The sequence below is a fragment of the Bradyrhizobium sp. i1.15.2 genome (genome assembly GCF_040548425.1).
GTDB classification, from domain to species: Bacteria; Pseudomonadota; Alphaproteobacteria; order Rhizobiales; family Xanthobacteraceae; genus Bradyrhizobium; species Bradyrhizobium canariense.
Genome location: NZ_JBEPRQ010000008.1, coordinates 306,550 through 324,054 on the forward strand (window position 1 = coordinate 306,550; position 17,505 = coordinate 324,054).

Below are 17,505 nucleotides of genomic sequence, written 5' to 3' on the forward strand. Positions count from 1 at the left end.
AGACTGTCGGAGCGTCCCGCTGTTGACAAGCAGGTCCGCGTCAGCCACCCGGAGCACGTCGCCATCAGGAGCCGGATAGTCCGAACGTGACCGAAGAGGCGATGCCAAGCCAGCCAATATCGGGAAACCCGCCGGTCAGCGCCCGCGCGCTCCTCTCCCATCGCGCCTTCCTGTTCTTTCTGCTCTCGCGCAGCTTGTCGCGTTTCTCCAGCCAGATCGCGGCGGTCGCGATCGGCTGGCAGATTTACGATCTCACGGGCTCGGCCTTCGATCTCGGCATGGTCGGCCTCGTGCAATTCCTGCCCACCGCGCTGCTGGTGTTCGTCGCCGGCCATGCCGCCGACCGCTACGAGCGCAAGCGCGTGGTCCAGCTCTGCCAGCTCGTGGAAGCCGCGACCGCGCTCTATCTCGGCGTCATCACCTATCTCGGCTTGGTCAGCGAACTTCAGATTTTCGTGGCAACCTTCGTGCTCGGCATTGCCGGAGCCTTCGAAAGTCCGACCACTGCCGCGCTGCTGCCGGCGATCGCGCCGCAGGGCTCGCTCCAGCGCGCCACCGCCGTCTCCAGCGGTGCGGCGCAGGTCGCGACCATTACAGGGCCGGCGCTCGGCGGTTTTGCCTACGCGGTTGCGCCGCATCTCGCCTACGCGGTGATGGTGCTGTTCTGGATCTTCGGGATGATCCTGACCGGCTTCATCCGGCCGCGCCCGCAGGCGATCGCCAAGGATATGGCGGGCGCCGACAATATCTTCGCCGGCGTCCGCTTCATCCGCAGCAATCCAGCGATCCTCGGCACCATCTCGCTCGATCTGTTCGCGGTGCTGTTCGGCGGCGTCACCGCGCTTCTGCCGATCTATGCCCGCGACATCCTCCAGACCGGTCCGATGGGGCTCGGTATCCTGCGCGCCGCGCCCGCGGTCGGCGCGCTGCTGATGACAATGGTGCTGGCCCGTCACGCCATTTCGCGGCATGTGGGCCTGCGCATGTTTCAGGCCGTGATCGTGTTCGGCGTCGCAACGATCGTGTTCGCACTGTCGTCCTGGATGTGGCTGTCGGTGCTCGCGCTCGCCGTTCTCGGCGCGGCCGATACGATCAGCGTCGTGATCCGCTTCTCGCTCGTGCAGCTCGCGACCCCCGACGAGATGCGCGGCCGGGTCGGTGCGGTGAACTTCCTCTTCATCAACGCCTCGAACCAGCTCGGCCAGTTCGAGAGCGGGGTTGCCGCCGCACTGTTCGGCGCCATGCCAGCTGCCGTGCTGGGCGGCGTCTGCACGGTCGCGGTGGCGCTGTTGTGGATGAAGCTGTTTCCGAGCCTGCGGCAGGTGGAGAGTTTGGAGTAGGGGAAGGCCTCGTGTCCCGGACGCGGTGCGGCACGAAGTGACGCGCCGCAGAGCCGGGACCCAGAACGCCAAGAACGAGGTCGCGGACGCGTGGGCCCCGGTTCAGCAGCGCGTCATTGCATGCCGCGCTGCGTCCGGGGCACGAGAGCGGCGTTCAACCCCGCCCGACGAACGGCATCTTGGTTGCCATGACGGTCATGGTCAGCACGTTGGCATCGAGCGGCAGGCCGGCCATGTAGGCGACGGCATCGCCGACCGCTTTCGCGTCCATGCGCGGCTCCTGCTTCGACGTGCCGTCGGGCTGCAGCACGCCGGGACCGTTGACCATGCGATCGGTCATGGGAGTCGCGGCATTGCCGATGTCAACCTGGCCGACTGCGATGTCGTACATGCGGCCGTCGAGGTTGGACGCCTTGGTGAGGCCGGTGATGGCGTGCTTGGTCGAGGTATAGGCCGCCGAGAACGGCCGCGGCGCATGCGCCGAGATCGAGCCGTTGTTGATGATGCGGCCGCCGCGCGGGCTCTGGTCCTTCATGATGCGGAAGGCGTGCTGGGTGCACAGGAACGGGCCTGTGAGGTTGGTGTTCACTACCGCCTGCCACTGCTCGAGGCTGAGATCCTCGAAATTCACCGGCGGTGCGCCCATGCCGGCATTGTTGAAGAGCACGTCGAGCCGGCCATAGGTGGCCTTCACCTTGTCGAACAGCGCGGCGATCGAGTCCGGCTTGGTCATGTCGGCGGTGACGCAGAGGCTTTTTCCCGCAGGACCGAGCTTGGCCGTCTCCTCGAGCATGTCGGGCCGGCGCCCGACCAGCACCACGGTGAAGCCGGTGTTCATCAGCGCCAGTGACGCCGCGCGCCCGACTCCAGTGCCGGCGCCCGTCACCACCGCGATCTTTTTCGCTTCACTCATCGTTTCCTGCCTTTTCTCTTGATCTGTCAGGTTTTGGATTCTTTTTCGTTCTTGTAGGGCGGCCGCGGAATGTTCTGATGTGCGGCGCGCAAGGCCGCCGACCAGCGCGAGCGCAAATCGTGGAAATAGGGCTCCCCCGCCTCGATGCGGTGGTTGAGATCGGCCTCGCAGGCGTCGGCGCGCACGACCAGTACGTCGATCGGCAGGCCGACGCCGAGATTCGAGCGCATGGTCGAATCCATCGAGATCAGCCCGGTCTTCAGTGCCTCGTAGAGCTCGACGTCGTAATGCATGGCGCGGTCGAGCACCGGCTTGCCGTATTTGTGCTCGCCGATCTGCAGATAGGGTGTGTCGGTGGTGCATTCGATGAAATTGCCGGCGGTGTAGACCATGAACAGGCGCATGCGCGCGCCGCTAATCTGGCCGCCGAACAGGAAGGAGACGTCGAACGACACGTCCTCGGATCTCAGCGCCGGGCCCTCGGTCGCGTGCACGGCCCGGATCGCCCGGCCAATGCGCTGGGCGGCCTGGAACATGGTCGGCGCGTTCATCAGGGTCTCGATCTCACCCGTGTTGGGGTCTTCGAGGCCCTCGGTCAGCGTCGAGAGCACCGACTGGCTGACGGCGAGGTTGCCGGCGCTGGCGATCGCCATGATGCGGTCGCCGGGCTTGGAGAAGATGTGGAGCTTACGGAAGGTCGAGACGTTGTCGAGGCCCGCATTGGTGCGGGTGTCGGCGATCATCACCAGACCGTCCCGAACCAGAATTCCGCAACAATAGGTCATTTCCAGTCCCCGAACGCGTTTGCGCGGAATTACTAGCCAATTTCAAGGGCCGCTCCAACCCCCGATTGCCGCGGGGCGGCAGGGTGGAAACCGACTGTGGGTGAGGGGCGCGCGCGGCGCGGCTCAGCTCTGCCGCTGGGACTGCGATTGCGACTGGCCGCCGCGGCCGGCCTGCTCGACCTTGACCGCCACCGACAGCGTCTCCGCGCCGCCGCCATAGCGGGTGCCGCGCACGGGGGCTGCGCCGAGATAATCCAGCCCGATCGCGACGCGGACATGGGCGTCGGTGGCGCAGATGCTGTTGGCGGGGTCGAAGCCGACCCAGCCGAGACCGTCGACATAGGCCTCCGCCCAGGCATGGCCCGCGTCCTGATGCACCGTGCCGTCTGAGCGCAGGAAGTGGCCGGAGACAAAGCGCGCCGGCACGCCCCCGCTGCGCGCGCAGGCGATGAAGATGTGTGCGTAGTCCTGGCAGACGCCGCGCTTGAGCGTGAACGCTTCCGCCGCCGACGTGCCGCTGTTGGTGGGGTCCTCGTCGAACGTCATGTGATCGCTGATTTGCGTCATCAGCGTGTGCAGGAAGCCGAGCGTGTCGCTCTCGGCCTCGCTGCGCAGCTGGCGCGCGACCGCATTCATCGCCGGATTGACCGCAGTGAGGTCGGTGGCGCGCAAGAACATGCCGGCCGGAAAGCGCTCGTCGGCGCCGCGAAGAACGCCGCCGGTGTCGTGGGTCTCGATCAGGCCCTCGGCGGTGATCTTGATGTCGCCGACGGGTCCGCAGGACAGCACATGGGTGACGTTGCCGAACGCGTCCTCGTGGGTGTCGAGCTTGGTGTCGGTCGACACGTCGATCTGCCACTCCGCCACATATTGCCCGTCATGGCTGCCCGGCGTCATGCGCAGGATCTGGATCACGCTCGTAGCCTGCGGCTCGTAGCGATAGGTCGTGGTGTGCAGGATTCGCAGGCGCATGGTGGACCGTGATTTCTAAATGGTCATTCCGGGGCGATGCGTCAGCATCGAACCCGGAATCTCGAGATTCCGGGTCTGGTCCTACGGACCATCCCGGAATGACAGAAGGTCAGATCAAATACTGCTTCGTGATGATTTCGCCCAGCCTGGAATTGTCCGAGATGAATTCCTGAATGAATTCATGCACGCCATGCTGGAAAATGTCGTTCATATTGCTGTGTTCCAGCCGGTTGCGGATGCCGCGGGCATGGCGCTGGGCCGGGCCCTGGCGGCCATAGGCGACCCCGATCTGATCGAGATTGCGCACGAGGTTGCCGTAGCAGCTCGCCAGTGAACGCGGCAGCGTGTCGTTGAGGATCAGGAGGTCCGCGATTAGCCAGGGTTTCAGCGTCTCGCGATAGACCCAGTGGTAGGCCGTCAGCGCCGAAACCGAGCGCAGGATCGAGGTCCACTGGTAGAAATCGAGAGGGCCGCCGACGTGCTCCTCCTCGGGCAGCAGCACATGGTATTTCACGTCGAGAATGCGCGCGGTGTTGTCGGCGCGTTCGAGATGCAGGCCCATCCGCGAAAACCAGTACGCGTCGTTGCGCAACATGGTCCGGTAGGCCGAGCCGTCGAAACGCAGCGAGGTCTCCTGCACGAAGCGCAGGAACTTTGCGAGATCCTCGCGCGTGGAGGTCCCTCTGCTCCAGACCTCCTGCAGTTCGATCCAGGCCGAGTTGATGGTGTCCCACATCTCGCTCGTCAGCGCTGTGCGAACCGAGCGCGAATTCAGCCGCGCCGCCTCGATGCAGTTCCTGATCGAGGACGGATTGTCCGCGGAGAACGAGAGATAGTCGACGACGTTGTGCTCGTTGGCTTCTTCATACTGCTGATAGAAGCTCGCGGCGACGCCGGCGGTCAAAAGCGCCGAGTCCCATTCGTTGGTCTTGCCGATATAGGCGGCGGGAAGCGCGGTGACGCGCAGCGTCGCATCGATGGTGCGCGCGAGGTACTCGGCCCGTTCGACGTAACGGGCGAGCCAATAGAGGTTTTCGGCGGTACGCGACAGCATCTCTCTACTCGTCCAGGATCCAGGTATCTTTGGTGCCGCCGCCCTGGCTCGAATTCACCACCAGGGAGCCTTCCTTCAGGGCAACGCGTGTCAACCCGCCGGGCACGATCGTGGTGCTCTTGCTGCCGGTGAGCACGAATGGTCGCAGGTCCACGTGGCGCGGCGCAAGGCCGGATGCCGTGCAGGTCGGGCAGGTCGAGAGCGCCAGCGTCGGCTGCGCGATGAAGCCTTCGGGCTCGCGCTTGAGCTTTTCGCGGAAGGCTTCAATCGTCGCCTTGGTCGCGGCAGGTCCGATCAGCATGCCGTAGCCGCCGGAGCCGTGCACCTCCTTCACGACGAGTTCGTTCAAATTGTCCAGCACATAGGCGAGATCCTTCGGCTCGCGGCAGCGCCAGGTCTGCACGTTCTTCAGAATCGGCTCCTCGCCGAGATAGAATTTCACGATCTCCGGCATGTAGGAGTAGATCGCCTTGTCGTCGGCGATGCCGGTGCCGACGGCGTTGGCGAGCGTGATGTTGCCGGCCGCGTAGGCCGACATCAGCCCGGGCACGCCGAGCGCCGAGTCGGGGCGGAATGTGAGGGGGTCGAGGTAGTCGTCGTCGACGCGGCGGTAGATCACGTCAACACGCTTCACCCCTTCCGTCGTGCGCATGAACACTTCGTTGTTCTTGACGATGAGGTCGCGGCCCTCGACGAGTTCGATGCCGAGCTTGTCGGCGAGAAAGGAGTGCTCGTAATAGGCCGAGTTGTAGACGCCCGGCGTGAGGAGCGCGACGGTCGGCTCGCCGGAGGCGCTTTGCGGCGCCACCGAGCGCAAGGCGGACAGCAGCTCGTCCGGATAGCGTTCGACCGGCGCCACCCTGTGACGGGCGAACAGATCCGGAAACAGCCGCATCATGATCTCGCGGTTTTCCAGCATGTAGGACACGCCCGAAGGCGTGCGCGCATTGTCCTCCAGCACGATGAAGTCCTCGGCATCGACCCTGATGATATCGATGCCGGCGATGTGCACGTAGACGTCGTGCGGCACCTGCTGGCCATTCATCTCGGGACGGAACACCGGGTTCTGGAAGATCAGATCGGCGGGCACGATCTCGGCGCGCAGGATATCGCGGCCGTGATAGATGTCGCGCAGGAACATGTTGAGCGCGCGCACGCGCTGCTTCAGGCCCTTCTCCAGCAGCGACCATTCCTTGCCGGACATGATCCGCGGGATCACGTCGAAGGGGATCAGGCGCTCCGTGGATTCGGAGTCCCCGTAGACCGCGAAGGTAATGCCGATGCGGCGGAAGAGGAGCTCGGCCTCCTGGCGCCGATATTCGAGCGCCTCGGGAGGCGTCTCCTTGAGCCAGCGCGCCAGCTCCTGATAGGCGGGGCGAAGGTCCCCACCGGGAATGTTCATTTCATCAAACGCGACTGCCATAGATCCCGACTTGTCTCCGCAAGGCGTTGCGCCATTCGACAGGCCGCCAGGCCTTGGTGAAGACCGCAACGTCCTGGCCATGCGGCAAGAGTGCATGACTTTCATGCGGTAGCAAGGGCCGGGCCAGCGCGATAAGCATGGGGAGAGGACATTTGCCGGGGATGGCCGGCGGCTTGCCTGAAAAAATGGCTGAGGACTGCTTATTTCGGCAGCAAAACCGCGTGACTTCAACGCGTTACCTCGGCAAAGTCGCGCCGATAGGTGAGGGACTTGAGGTATGAGCGAGATCGTCACGGCGGGTATTCTGGTCATTGGGGACGAAATCCTGTCCGGCCGGACTAAGGACAAGAACATCGGCTTCATCGCCGAATACCTGACCAATATCGGCATCGACCTGAAGGAGGTCCGGGTCGTCTCCGACGACGAGCCCGACATCATTGCCGCGTTGGATGCATTGCGGCATCGCTACACCTATGTCTTCACCACAGGTGGCATCGGGCCGACCCATGACGACATCACCGCCGACAGCGTCGCCAAGGCGTTCGGCGTCGGCATCGACCATCACCCGGAGGTGGTCGCCCGTTTCCGCGAGCGCTGGAGCGAGCAGGACCTCAACGAGGCCCGCCTGCGCATGGCCCGCATCCCTGATGGTGCCGAGTTGATCCAGAGCGCGACCATCCTCGCCCCCGGCTTCAAGATCGGCAATGTCATCGTGATGGCGGGCGTGCCCTCGATCATGCAGGCGATGATGGACATTGTCTCGCCCAAGCTGAAATCGGGCGTGCGCATGCTCTCCGAATCGGTCCGCGCCAATGCGCGGGAAGGCGACATCGGCGGCCCGCTGCGGGCGATTGCCGCCGAACATCCCGACACCATCATCGGCAGCTATCCCTTCACGGATGAAGAGCAGAAGCCCAACACCAATCTGGTGGTGCGCTCGCGCGATGCGGACAAGTTGGCGGCGGCGATGGCCGCGGTGAAGGCAATGCTGGCGGGATTGAATATCACCCGCTAACAACCAAGCTGCCGGCAGACGAAGGAGACGACAATGGCTGCTGAAGCACCGGAACTAAGTCCGCAAGAACGGGCGGGCCGCCCCTTTCCGGTCTCGTGGGACCAGTTCCACCGGGATTGCCGGGCGCTGACCTGGCGGCTCAACGAGGTTGGTCCGTTTCATGCGGTGATCGCGATCACCCGGGGCGGGCTTGTGCCAGCTGCGATCGTGGCCCGCGAGCTCGGCGTGCGCGTGATCGATACGGTCTGCATCGCCAGCTACGACCACGACAAACAGGGCGACCTCAAAGTGCTGAAGGGCATCTCCGAAGACGTGATGAAGCTCGGCGGCGGCACCGGCAAGGGGCTCCTGATCGTCGACGACCTCGTCGATACCGGCAAGACCGGCAAGCTGGTGCGCGCGATGCTCCCCGATGCGCATTTCGCCACCGTCTACGCCAAGCCGAAGGGACGTCCGCTGGTCGATACCTTCATCACCGAAGTCTCGCAGGACACATGGATATTCTTCCCCTGGGACACCGCGCTGTCGTACCACCCGCCGCTTCGCGACGGGGCGGCGTGAGTATCACCGTCATTGCGAGCGCAGCGAAGCAATCCAGAAATGTGTCCGCGGAAATAGTCTGGATTGCTTCGTCGCTTCGCTCCTCGCAATGACGGGCAGAAGCGACCATGCCCCTGCAAAACCGCGTCACGCCGACCGGCGAGATCATCGCGACACCACATCGCGGCCTATTCACCGGTAACCGCGGCATCATCCATGATCCCGCGACCAAGACGCTGCTGAAAAAGCGCTGGTCGTCGCCGGCCTGGATCACCTGCCTATGTGAATTCCGCGGCTGGCGGCGGCCGGTGATGGCGCGGCGGAGTTGGACCGAACTGTTCTTCCTGGACGAGGCCACCGCCTTTGCCGCAGGCCACCGTCCCTGCTTCTTCTGCCGCCGTGACGACGCGAAGCGCTTTCGCAATGCATGGGAAGCAGGGAATGATGCAAGCGGCATCAGCGCCAAGGCGATGGATGCCGTACTGCATCGGGAACGACTCGAGCGCGGCAAGAAACGGCTGCATGCGCTGCCGAGGCCGCTCGCGGAATTACCGGACGGCGCGATGGTGCAGCAGGGGGATGACTGCTTCCTCGTCGCGCAGGGCAAAGCGCTGCTGTGGTCATTCGCGGGCTACGCCGCGTATCCGAGCGCCCTCGATCATCCGATGCTGTTGACGCCGCCTTCCACACTCCGCGCGATCAACTCCGGATATCAGCCTGTGCTGCATCCGACCGCGCGCCGCTAGCGCAGCGGATTGCCGTCTTCATCCACTGTCGTGCGCGCATCGCGCAGCGCCCATTCGCGGATCACTTGACGGCACCGGATCAGTTCGACTTCGTTGGCGGCGTTCGCCTCCCTCGATGCTCGCTCCACCATCGCCTTGCAGGTGAGGAGCACCGAGCGATCCTCACCGCGCGCCGGCAGTGCGATCGCCGCAAGCGTCGCAACAACGAAAGCGGATCGGACCACCGCCTTAACCCAGCTTCTCGCGTGCCAGCGCAGCACCGGCCCCAAGCGCCATCAGCTTGGCTTCGGCGATCTCGCGCCGCATCGGCGCCATGCCGCAATTGGTGGTGGCGATGATGTTGCTCTTGGGCACGAATTTCGACACCGCGTCGATCACCTGCACGACGTCATCGGCCGTCTCCACCGTGTCGCTGGCGACGTCGATCACGCCGGCCTGCACGATCTTGGTCTTGAGCAGGGCAAGCAGGTCGAGCGGCACCTTCGAGTTGCGGCATTCGATCGCGACCTGCTGGATCGGGCTGGCGTCGATCGCGGGAAAGATCTGCTCGTACTGCCGCCATTGCGCGCCGAGCGTTTCCTTCCAGTCGGTGTTGGCCTTGATGCCGTAGCCGTAGCAGATGTGCACGGCGGTGGCGCAGGTCAGGCCCTGCGCGGCGTGCTCCAGCGCCTTGATGCCCCAATCGTTGACCTCGTCCATGTAGACGTTGAAGGCGGGCTCGTCGAATTGCACGAGATCGACGCCGTCGGCCCGGAGCGCCTTGGCTTCCTCGTTCAGGAGTTCGGCGAACGCAAAGGCCATCTTGACGCGATCGCCATAGTAGCGATCGGCAATGGTGTCGATGATGGTCATCGGGCCGGGCAGGGTGAATTTCAGCTTCTTCTTGGTGTGCGTGCGGGCGACGCGCGCTTCGTCGGCGTGGACGCGTCCTTTGAGCCGGAGTGGGGCCACGACCTGAGGCACCATCGCCTTGTAGCGATCCTTGCGGATGCCCATCTCGACCTTGTGGGCGAAATCGATGCCCTCGATCTTCTCCAGGAAACCGTGGACGAAATGTTGCCGGGCCTGCTCGCCCTCGGTGACGATGTCGATCCCGGCATCCTCCTGGACCTTGACGGCAAGCATCGTCGCATCGCGCTTGGCGCGGACGAGCTCGTCGCCTTGCGACTTCCAGGGCGCCCAGAGCATGTTGGGTTCGGCGAGCCATTCCGGCTTCGGCAAGGAGCCGGCGATCGTGGTTGGAAACAGCATGGCGGCCCTCTCGGCGAGTTGTGATTGCGCCCCTTCCTGCCATGTCTTAACGTCGAGGTACAGAACAACAAAAGTCGCCTTGAAACCGGCGGCGTCGGACCGGAAACGCCATGATCGAATTCTTCTTCGACTGTTCCAGCCCCTGGACCTATCTCGCCTTCCACAACATCCAGCCGCTGGCCAGGGAGGTTGGCGCGGAGATCATCTGGCGGCCGATCCTGGTGGGCGGCATCTTCAATACGGTCAACCCAAGTGTCTATGCGCAACGTGAGACACCGGTGCCGCTGAAGGCGCGCTACATGAAAAAGGACCTTGCCGACTGGTCGCGCTCGGCCGGTCTCGCGATCAAGATGCCGCCGACGGTGTTTCCGGTCAACAGCGTCAAAGCGATGCGCGGCTGCATCTGGCTCGGGCAGGAAACGGTGCCTTTCGCCACGGCGGTGTTCGAGACCTATTGGGGCGAGGACAAGGACATCTCGCAGGACGCAGTGCTCGCCGAGATCTGCAGGAAGGTCGGCGTCGATGAGCAGAAATTCTTCGCGGGCATTTCCGGGCAGGGAATCAAGGATCAGCTCAAGGCCAACACCGAAGAAGTCGTCGCCCGCGGCGGCTTTGGCTCGCCGACGATCTTCGTCGGCAAGACCGACATGTATTTCGGCAATGACCGCCTGCCCTTGATCCGCGAGGCGCTGCTGCGCGGCAAGGCGAGCGCGGCCTGATGGTGCGGGCTGTCGTCTGCCGCGCGCTCGGCGCGCCCGAAAAATTGCAGATCGAAAAGTTTCCGTCGCGCGCCCTGAAGCCGGGCGAAGTGCGCGTCGCGATCCGTGCGGCTGGGTTGAATTTTCCAGACGTGCTGATGGCGGCCGGCGAGTACCAGCTCAAGCCGGAGCTGCCGTTTACGCCGGGAATGGAGGCGGCCGGCGACGTGACCGAGGTCGGCGCAGAGGCGAGCGGCGTCGCCGTCGGCGACAAGGTCATCGTCAAGATGCGGCACGGCGCCTTCACGGATGAAGCCGTGGCGACGCCGTCGCAGCTCACGTCGATGCCATCGACGTTCGACTATGCGGAGGCCGCGACTTATCTCGCCGGGCACGGCACCGCCTATCACGCGCTGATCGATCGCGGCCGGGTCGAGCCGGGCGAGGTGCTGCTGGTGCATGGCGCCGGCGGGGGCGTGGGCCTTGCTGCCGTCGAGATCGGGAAGATGCTGGGCGCGACCGTGATTGCGACGGCCTCCAGCGACGAAAAGCTCGCGATTGCCAGGGCGCGGGGCGCCGATCATCTCGTGCGCTACGACCGCGAGCCGTTTCGTGATGCCGTCAAACGTATCACCGACGGTCGCGGTGCCGACGTCGTGTTCGATCCCGTCGGCGGCGAAGTGTTCGAGAATTCGATGCGTTGCATCGCCTGGGGCGCACGGCTGCTGGTGATCGGCTTCACCGGCGGCATCGGCTCGGCGAAAACCAATCTCTTGCTGATCAAAGGCGCCAGCGTGCTCGGCGTGCGAGCGGGCGAAGCGGTACGCAAAAATCCCGCGCTCGGTGAGGTCAGGCTGAAGGCGCTGCTCCAATGGGCCGAGGAGGGCAAGCTGCGGCCCAACGTCTCGCACCGCCTGCCGCTGGAGGAGGTTGCGAAGGCGATGCGGTTGCTGATCGACCGCAAGGCGATCGGGCGCGTGGCGTTGGTGATGGAGTGACAGTGCCGTAGGGTGGGCAAAGGCGCGTGAGCGCCGTGCCCACCATTTATCGGCAACCGTGACAAGAATGGTGGGCACGCTTCGCTTTGCCCACCCTACGATGCCCTACTTGTATTCCCGCTCTGTCCACCACGGGAAATAATCCGGCATGTCGCTCGATACCTTGTTCTTGAACTGCGCAGGGCGCTTTTCCAGGAACGACACCACGCCTTCCTTCACATCGTCCGAGCGGCCGCGGGCGTAGATGCCACGGCTGTCGACCTTGTGGGCCTCCATCGGATCGTCGGCGCCCATCATGCGCCACATCATCTGGCGGATCAGCGCCACTGACACGGGCGCCGTCTTCGCCGCGAATTCCTTGGCGAGCGCGCGGGCGGTCGGCAGCAGATCATCAGGGGCTACGACCTTGCTGACGAGGCGACCGGCGAGGGCTTCCTGCGCCGGGAAGACGCGGCCCGAATAGCACCATTCCAGCGCCTGCGAGATGCCGACGATGCGCGGCAGGAACCAGCTCGAGGCAGCTTCCGGCACGATGCCGCGCTGGGAGAACACGAAGCCGAACCGCGCGGCATCGGACGCGATGCGGATGTCCATAGCGAGCTGCATGGTGACGCCGATGCCGACCGCGGGTCCGTTCACCGCGGCAATCACCGGCTTCAGGCACTTGAAGATGCGCAGCGTCACCTGGCCACCGCCGTCGCGCACCTGGGAATCACTGTAGTCGACCTTTCCGTCGGCGAAGCGCTTCACCGGCCCGCGCCGTGCGTCGCGATCAAAGGTGTCGGCACCAGACGAAAGGTCTGCGCCCGCGCAAAAACCGCGGCCGGCGCCTGTGACGATGATGGCGCGGACGTCGTCGTCCTTGTCGGCGGCGTCGAACGCGTCGATCAGTTCGGCTTGCATCTGCGCGTTGAAGGCGTTGAGCTTGTCGGGCCGGTTCAGCGTGATGGTGAGGATCTGCTCGGCGATTTCGTATTTAATCGTCTCATACGCCATGGTGGTTTCCTTCCCTGTCCTGAATTCTGTCTCGAAGAGACGTCATGCATGGCTGCCAGCGTCCGTTTTGCGCGGACTGGGCGTGTGGTGGCCAAGCTCTACTTCGCCGGCGGGCTGGGCCAGGGCTTCTGCGGGCCGCGCAGGCTCTCGAACGCCTTGGCCATGCCGAGCACGCCGATATCGTCGAAGCGGCGGCCGACGATCTGCACGCCGATGGGAAAACCCTTGGCGTCGAAGCCGCCGTTGATGGAGATCGCCGGATTTTCCGACATATTCCACGGAACGGTATAGGCGATATGCTCGAAAGGCTTCATGGGATCGTTGGTCGGCGAGGCCCACTCCGCCGGATAGTTCACGTTCGGCGCGGTCGGCGAGATCACATAGTCGAGTTCGCAGAACAGCTTCGATGCCGCGGCGCGGATTGCCATAGTCTGGTTGAAGCCACGGATAACGTCGACACCCGAGAGCTTCGCGCCGGACTCGCCCCACTTGAAAATGTAGGGCAGCACCTTTGCCTGTTCGGCGGGCGTCAGCTTCGACAGATCATCCCACATCCGCGCGCGCCAGAAATTGTCGAGGCCGTCGAGCATCTCGCGCGTGAGGATGCCGTCGACTTCGGTGACGACGGCGGCTGCGGATTCGAACGCTTTCGCCGCCTTCACAGCGACCTCGCGCACCGGTTTCTCCAGCGCCAGGCCAACGCCGGGATCGAGCATCAGTCCGATGCGGAGTTTGCGCGGGGATTTCTCCAGCCCCTTCCAGTTGAGGGGCTCCGCGGGCAGGCTCGTGCCGTCGCGCCGGTCGGGTTTTGCGATCGCGCTCATCATCAGCGCGCAATCGTCGACGGTGCGGGTCATAGGACCGGCGACGCGGCCGACATAGGCGGGATCGATCGGCACGCGTCCAAAGCTCGGCTTCAATCCGACGAGGCCGCACCAGCCCGCGGGCAGGCGGACCGAGCCGCCGATATCAGTCCCGAGATGCAGCGGGCCATAGCCGGCCGCGGCCGCGGCGCCCGCGCCGGCGCTGGAGCCGCCGGGATTTTTGGAGAGGTCCCAGGGATTACGCGCGAGCGCATGGAAAGAGGACAGCCCCGAGGACAGCATGCCGTAATCGGGCATGGTGGTCTTGGCGAAGATGATCGCACCAGCCTCGCGCAGCCGCGCGGCGGGTGGTGCGTCCTTCTCGGCCGGCACCAGCTTGACGCTGGCCGCGCCCAGCGGCACCGGCACGCCTTTGGTCGCGATGTTGTCCTTCACCGTCACCGGCACGCCGTCGAGCGCTCCGGACGGCTCGCCCCCGGTCCAGCGTGCGGTCGAGGCCTTCGCGGCCTCGCGCGCGCCGTCGGGATCGAATGCATAGAGCGCCTTGAGGTGCGGCTCCCAAGCTGCGACGTGCGCGAGCACGTCTTCCAGCACCTCGCTCGGCGAGAACTGCTTGGCGCGATAGCCCGCGATTAGATCGACCGCGGAGAGATCGTGCAGCGAGGTGACGTCCTCTTCGACGCTCTTTTTATGCATGGGCACCCACCGGCATCCGGGTCTCGATGATCCGGGCGAACATGCTGGCACCGATCGGCAGGATCTTGTCGTCGAGCACGAAGCCGGGATTGTGCACGGGCACCGAGCCGTCGTGGCCGACCCAGAAATAGGCGCCGGGAATGGTTTGCAGCATGTCGGCAAAATCCTCGCTGCCCATCTTCGGCTGGGCGCGGGTGATCACGTTGGCGGGGTCGACGATGGTGCGCGCGACGTCTTCGACCACCTTGGACTGCTCGACCTGGTTGACCAGCACATCGAAGGTGTCGCGGATGTCGACGTCGATCACGCACTGATAGGCGCTCGCGATGCCGGCGCAGATCGTGCGAATGCGTTCGCTGATCAGGGTGCGGACTTCTTTCGAGAAAGTGCGGATGGTGCCGCAAAGATGCGCTTCGCCGGGGATGACGTTGTACGCCGAGCCGGCGTGGATCTGCGTGATCGAGACGACTGCGGCCTGCAGCGGCTCGACGTTGCGGCTGACGATGGTCTGGATCGCCTGCGCCAGCGTGGTCGCGATGATCACAGCGTCCTTGGAGCGTTCGGGCATCGCGCCGTGCGCGCCGTAGCCGGTGATGCGGAGGTCGAAGAAGTCGGCGCTGGCCATCGCAGGGCCGGGAAGGATCGCGATCTCGCCGTGGTTGAGGTCCGGCGCATTGTGCAGGCCGTAGAGCTCGTCGCAGGGAAACTTCTCGAACAGCCCGTCCTTGATCATCGCGCGGGCGCCGCCGAGGCCTTCCTCGGCCGGCTGGAAGATCAGGTGTACGGTACCGTCGAAGTTCTTGGTCTCGGCGAGGTAGCGCGCGGTGCCGAGCAGCATGGTGGTGTGGCCGTCATGGCCACAGCCGTGGAAGCGGCCCGGGATTTTCGAACTCCATTTCAGATTGGTGTTCTCCTCCATTGGCAGCGCGTCCATGTCGGCGCGAAGCCCGATGCGCTTGCCGCTCGACCCCTTGCCCTTGATGATTCCGATCACGCCGGTGCCGCCGAGACCGCGATGCACCTCGATGCCCCAGCTCTTCAGCTTGTCGGCGACGATGCCGGAGGTGCGCACTTCCTCGAAGCCGATTTCCGGATGGGCGTGGAGGTCGCGCCTGATAGCGGTGAGTTCGTCGGCATAGCCGTCGATGCGGTCAATCGTGGGCATGTGTTCTGTCCAGTTAGCGTGAGGAGGGAGTGAAAACCGGGCCGTTCGGCTTGATGCGGATGCCCGGCCGCAGGCGTGTCCATGGCAGCGTGGCTGTGTCGGCCGGCATCGCGCCGGGGGCAGCGCAGATCATCAGCTTTTCCGCGATCGGCTCGAAATCCGCGCGGAAGTGCACCGAGCTCTTGTTGACCAAAATCTTCTCTTCGGTCGGCTCGATGCCGACATAGCGGTACATGGCCTGATCGGCGAGCTGCGCCTTGTGCGAGGAGACGACGATTCGGACGTCGCCGATGCGAAGGCAGGCGGACGCGCCCATCTCCATCTCGCGGCCGCCATAGTAGGGCCCGGGCGCGATGAAGCGGCCATCGGAGAGCTTTTCAACGACGAAGGTCTCACGATAGGGCTCATCGCCGGGAATGCCGGACTTGCCGCCGAGCGACAGCGTCACGGTGGCGCCGACGCCGGCTGCATGCGCGGCCTTGGCCGATTCCGGATCGTAGATCGCACCGGTCGCGGCGCTGGCCTTGTTGCGGACCAGCGCTCGTAGCATTCCGGTGGTGTCGGAATCGCCGCCGGCGCCGGGATTGTCCTGGGTGTCGGCGATGATGATCGGCTTGCTCGCGCCCTTCGAGAGTTCCATCGCGTGGCGCACGCCGTCATCGGGTGACCAGATCTTGCCGTCGAAATCGTCCTCGTGGCTTTCGATCAGCTTCACGATCGCATCCGCCGCGCGATCGGCATCGGCTTGCGTCTTGCCAAAGGCGAACACGCTCGGCCCGCAATCGCGGAAATCGGCGGCGGGGAAGCCGGGTGCGAAGGACAATGTCGGAACCGCATCGCTCTCCAGCGCGGCAAGCTTTTCGTAGATGCCCTTGGTGGGCTGGTCGTTGGTGCACTGCCAGCTGATCGGGATCAGGAACGGCAATTGCCGGAAGGCTTTTGCGAAACGCTGCTTTGTCTTCAGCAGCAATGCGAGATGTTGCGCGCAGGCGCGGCCGGTCTCGGCCATGTCGACATGGGGATAGGTGCGGTAGGCGATCAGCGCGTCCGCATGCTCCATCATCTCGGGGGTGACGTTGGCGTGGAGATCCAGGCTGGTGACCAGCGGAATGTCCTTGCCGATGACGCGGCGCACGCGCGCCAGGATCTCGCCTTCGCCGTCGTCGAGATGTTCCGTGACCATCGCGCCGTGCAGATCGAGATAGACGGCGTCGATCGGGCCGGCGGCTGCAATTCCGTCGACCATGACCTTCACGATGCGCTCGAAGGCGTCCCTGGTGACATGCGCCGAGGGGCTCGCGCCGCAGGCAATCGTCGGAACGAGTTCCCAGCCGTGGGCCTCGGCGCTGTCGACGAAACCGGCGAGGCCGACATTGATTCGGCGCATCACCTTCAGCACGTCGGGACCTTGCGTCATTGCCGGCCAGCCGCCGCCGTGCTGGAAGTCCGCGAAGGTCGCCTTCGTCGGAGCGAAGGTGTTGGTCTCGTGCAGGAAGCCGCCGACGGCGATACGTGTCATCAACTCAAGTCCAGCAATTGAAAGTGCGCGACGTTAGCCCTGTGCTTGCGGCGAGAGCAAGCCGGGAAGCAATCGCGCCATGCATGGCGTCAGGCCGTTTTGGGAATGCTTGTCGCAACCGCCGTCATTGCGAGCGAAGCGAAGCAATCCAGAATCCCTCCGCGGGGACAGTCTGGATTGATCTTCCCCCAAAAAAGTGGACATGGATCAAGCCGATTTTAGCTCCATCTCGACCGGGCTGATATAGCCGATGGCCGAGTGTCTTCGGGTCTGATTGTAGAAGCCTTCGACGTAAGCGAAGATGTCGCGCTCGGCTTCATTGCGGGTCTCATATTGACGGTGATGGATCAGTTCGGTCTTGAGGGTGTGGAAGAAGCTTTCCATCGGGGCATTGTCGTAGCAGTCGGCTCTGCGGCTCATTGAAGGCCGGAAGCCGGCGGCTTGCAGTGCTTGGCGGTACTCGGTTGAAGCGTATTGGGCGGATTCAAACGGTCGTCGCAACACCAGGAGTTTGGAGGTTGCGATGAACGTTGTAAGGCGCAGATCGGCGCGGTCAGGACGAGCCCCATT

Annotated in this window: 18 protein-coding genes; 6 read left to right on the forward strand and 12 right to left on the reverse strand. The window is 64.4% G+C overall.

Going from position 1 to position 17,505, the window contains the following annotated elements:
• The first annotated feature begins 101 nt into the window (after window positions 1-101).
• Complete coding sequence (locus ABIB80_RS18065; RefSeq protein ID WP_354128109.1) at window positions 102-1,340, forward strand: MFS transporter; 1,239 nt, start codon at window positions 102-104, stop codon at window positions 1,338-1,340.
• A gap of 154 nt (window positions 1,341-1,494) precedes the next feature.
• On the opposite strand, the gene ABIB80_RS18070 is transcribed toward ABIB80_RS18065, so the two are convergent.
• From ABIB80_RS18070 to ABIB80_RS18090, 5 genes are all read right to left on the reverse strand, one after another.
• Window positions 1,495-2,253, reverse strand: a complete 759-nt coding sequence (locus ABIB80_RS18070) for an SDR family oxidoreductase (protein WP_007602492.1) — start codon at window positions 2,251-2,253, stop codon at window positions 1,495-1,497.
• Window positions 2,254-2,279: 26 nt separating this feature from the next.
• A complete protein-coding gene (locus ABIB80_RS18075; RefSeq protein WP_007602494.1) occupies window positions 2,280-3,038 on the reverse strand; it encodes a proteasome-type protease in 759 nt (252 codons plus the stop codon).
• Window positions 3,039-3,161: 123 nt separating this feature from the next.
• Complete coding sequence (locus ABIB80_RS18080) at window positions 3,162-4,010, reverse strand: transglutaminase family protein (protein ID WP_007602496.1); 849 nt, start codon at window positions 4,008-4,010, stop codon at window positions 3,162-3,164.
• A 109-nt stretch (window positions 4,011-4,119) separates the two neighbouring features.
• A complete protein-coding gene (locus ABIB80_RS18085; RefSeq protein WP_007602499.1) occupies window positions 4,120-5,064 on the reverse strand; it encodes an alpha-E domain-containing protein in 945 nt (314 codons plus the stop codon).
• A 4-nt stretch (window positions 5,065-5,068) separates the two neighbouring features.
• On the reverse strand, window positions 5,069-6,487 hold the full coding sequence (locus ABIB80_RS18090; RefSeq protein WP_007602500.1) for a circularly permuted type 2 ATP-grasp protein: 1,419 nt from the start codon (window positions 6,485-6,487) through the stop codon (window positions 5,069-5,071).
• 277 nt (window positions 6,488-6,764) lie between these two features.
• Between ABIB80_RS18090 and ABIB80_RS18095 the strand changes: the two genes are divergently transcribed.
• From ABIB80_RS18095 to ABIB80_RS18105, 3 genes are all read left to right on the forward strand, one after another.
• Entirely contained in the window at window positions 6,765-7,502 is a 738-nt protein-coding gene (locus ABIB80_RS18095; RefSeq protein ID WP_007602502.1) for a competence/damage-inducible protein A, read from the forward strand.
• A gap of 33 nt (window positions 7,503-7,535) precedes the next feature.
• A complete protein-coding gene (gene gpt / locus ABIB80_RS18100) occupies window positions 7,536-8,063 on the forward strand; it encodes a xanthine phosphoribosyltransferase (protein ID WP_219685723.1) in 528 nt (175 codons plus the stop codon).
• A 107-nt stretch (window positions 8,064-8,170) separates the two neighbouring features.
• Entirely contained in the window at window positions 8,171-8,788 is a 618-nt protein-coding gene (locus ABIB80_RS18105) for a hypothetical protein (RefSeq protein ID WP_007602506.1), read from the forward strand.
• Here the strand turns inward: ABIB80_RS18105 and ABIB80_RS18110 are convergent.
• Both ABIB80_RS18110 and ABIB80_RS18115 read right to left on the reverse strand, forming a co-directional pair.
• Window positions 8,785-9,048 (reverse strand): hypothetical protein, encoded by a 264-nt coding sequence (locus ABIB80_RS18110; protein ID WP_245286113.1) that lies wholly within the window; start codon window positions 9,046-9,048, stop codon window positions 8,785-8,787. The two genes, ABIB80_RS18105 and ABIB80_RS18110, sit on opposite strands and share 4 nt — an antisense overlap.
• The gene (locus tag ABIB80_RS18115) at window positions 9,017-10,039 is read right to left on the reverse strand and encodes a methionine synthase (RefSeq protein ID WP_219685718.1); all 1,023 of its coding nucleotides are present in this window, start codon (window positions 10,037-10,039) and stop codon (window positions 9,017-9,019) included. Before ABIB80_RS18115 ends, ABIB80_RS18110 begins: the two co-directional genes overlap by 32 nt.
• A gap of 110 nt (window positions 10,040-10,149) precedes the next feature.
• Here ABIB80_RS18115 and ABIB80_RS18120 point away from each other — a divergent pair, with 110 nt between their 5' ends.
• On the forward strand, window positions 10,150-10,758 hold the full coding sequence (locus ABIB80_RS18120) for a 2-hydroxychromene-2-carboxylate isomerase (RefSeq protein WP_219685719.1): 609 nt from the start codon (window positions 10,150-10,152) through the stop codon (window positions 10,756-10,758).
• Entirely contained in the window at window positions 10,758-11,735 is a 978-nt protein-coding gene (locus ABIB80_RS18125) for an NADPH:quinone oxidoreductase family protein (RefSeq protein WP_219685720.1), read from the forward strand. Before ABIB80_RS18120 ends, ABIB80_RS18125 begins: the two co-directional genes overlap by 1 nt.
• 105 nt (window positions 11,736-11,840) lie before the next feature.
• Here the strand turns inward: ABIB80_RS18125 and ABIB80_RS18130 are convergent, their stop codons facing one another.
• The 5 genes from ABIB80_RS18130 to ABIB80_RS18150 all read right to left on the reverse strand — a co-directional run.
• Window positions 11,841-12,731 carry a crotonase/enoyl-CoA hydratase family protein gene (locus ABIB80_RS18130; protein ID WP_354128110.1) on the reverse strand — a complete coding sequence of 297 codons (891 nt, stop codon included), beginning with the start codon at window positions 12,729-12,731 and terminating at the stop codon, window positions 11,841-11,843.
• A gap of 98 nt (window positions 12,732-12,829) precedes the next feature.
• Window positions 12,830-14,251: an amidase gene (locus tag ABIB80_RS18135; RefSeq protein ID WP_219685707.1), complete on the reverse strand. Its 1,422-nt coding sequence runs from the start codon at window positions 14,249-14,251 to the stop codon at window positions 12,830-12,832.
• Window positions 14,244-15,416 carry a M20 aminoacylase family protein gene (locus tag ABIB80_RS18140; RefSeq protein ID WP_007602524.1) on the reverse strand — a complete coding sequence of 391 codons (1,173 nt, stop codon included), beginning with the start codon at window positions 15,414-15,416 and terminating at the stop codon, window positions 14,244-14,246. Before ABIB80_RS18140 ends, ABIB80_RS18135 begins: the two co-directional genes overlap by 8 nt.
• Before the next feature lie 13 nt (window positions 15,417-15,429).
• Window positions 15,430-16,935: a M81 family metallopeptidase gene (locus ABIB80_RS18145; protein ID WP_354128111.1), complete on the reverse strand. Its 1,506-nt coding sequence runs from the start codon at window positions 16,933-16,935 to the stop codon at window positions 15,430-15,432.
• A 207-nt stretch (window positions 16,936-17,142) separates the two neighbouring features.
• Window positions 17,143-17,505: IS3 family transposase (locus ABIB80_RS18150; RefSeq protein ID WP_354128112.1), on the reverse strand; the 363-nt coding region annotated here is incomplete at its 5' end.

Bases quoted from the DNA above. Each gene is read 5' to 3' on its own strand.
- ABIB80_RS18065 (WP_354128109.1), top strand. From the start codon at position 102: ATGCCAAGCCAGCCAATATCGGGAAACCCGCCGGTCAGCGCCCGCGCG.
- ABIB80_RS18070 (WP_007602492.1), bottom strand. From the start codon at position 2,253: ATGAGTGAAGCGAAAAAGATCGCGGTGGTGACGGGCGCCGGCACTGGA.
- ABIB80_RS18075 (WP_007602494.1), bottom strand. From the start codon at position 3,038: ATGACCTATTGTTGCGGAATTCTGGTTCGGGACGGTCTGGTGATGATC.
- ABIB80_RS18080 (WP_007602496.1), bottom strand. From the start codon at position 4,010: ATGCGCCTGCGAATCCTGCACACCACGACCTATCGCTACGAGCCGCAG.
- ABIB80_RS18085 (WP_007602499.1), bottom strand. From the start codon at position 5,064: ATGCTGTCGCGTACCGCCGAAAACCTCTATTGGCTCGCCCGTTACGTC.
- ABIB80_RS18090 (WP_007602500.1), bottom strand. From the start codon at position 6,487: ATGGCAGTCGCGTTTGATGAAATGAACATTCCCGGTGGGGACCTTCGC.
- ABIB80_RS18095 (WP_007602502.1), top strand. From the start codon at position 6,765: ATGAGCGAGATCGTCACGGCGGGTATTCTGGTCATTGGGGACGAAATC.
- gpt (WP_219685723.1), top strand. From the start codon at position 7,536: ATGGCTGCTGAAGCACCGGAACTAAGTCCGCAAGAACGGGCGGGCCGC.
- ABIB80_RS18105 (WP_007602506.1), top strand. From the start codon at position 8,171: ATGCCCCTGCAAAACCGCGTCACGCCGACCGGCGAGATCATCGCGACA.
- ABIB80_RS18115 (WP_219685718.1), bottom strand. From the start codon at position 10,039: ATGCTGTTTCCAACCACGATCGCCGGCTCCTTGCCGAAGCCGGAATGG.
- ABIB80_RS18120 (WP_219685719.1), top strand. From the start codon at position 10,150: ATGATCGAATTCTTCTTCGACTGTTCCAGCCCCTGGACCTATCTCGCC.
- ABIB80_RS18125 (WP_219685720.1), top strand. From the start codon at position 10,758: ATGGTGCGGGCTGTCGTCTGCCGCGCGCTCGGCGCGCCCGAAAAATTG.
- ABIB80_RS18130 (WP_354128110.1), bottom strand. From the start codon at position 12,731: ATGGCGTATGAGACGATTAAATACGAAATCGCCGAGCAGATCCTCACC.
- ABIB80_RS18135 (WP_219685707.1), bottom strand. From the start codon at position 14,251: ATGCATAAAAAGAGCGTCGAAGAGGACGTCACCTCGCTGCACGATCTC.
- ABIB80_RS18140 (WP_007602524.1), bottom strand. From the start codon at position 15,416: ATGCCCACGATTGACCGCATCGACGGCTATGCCGACGAACTCACCGCT.
- ABIB80_RS18145 (WP_354128111.1), bottom strand. From the start codon at position 16,935: ATGACACGTATCGCCGTCGGCGGCTTCCTGCACGAGACCAACACCTTC.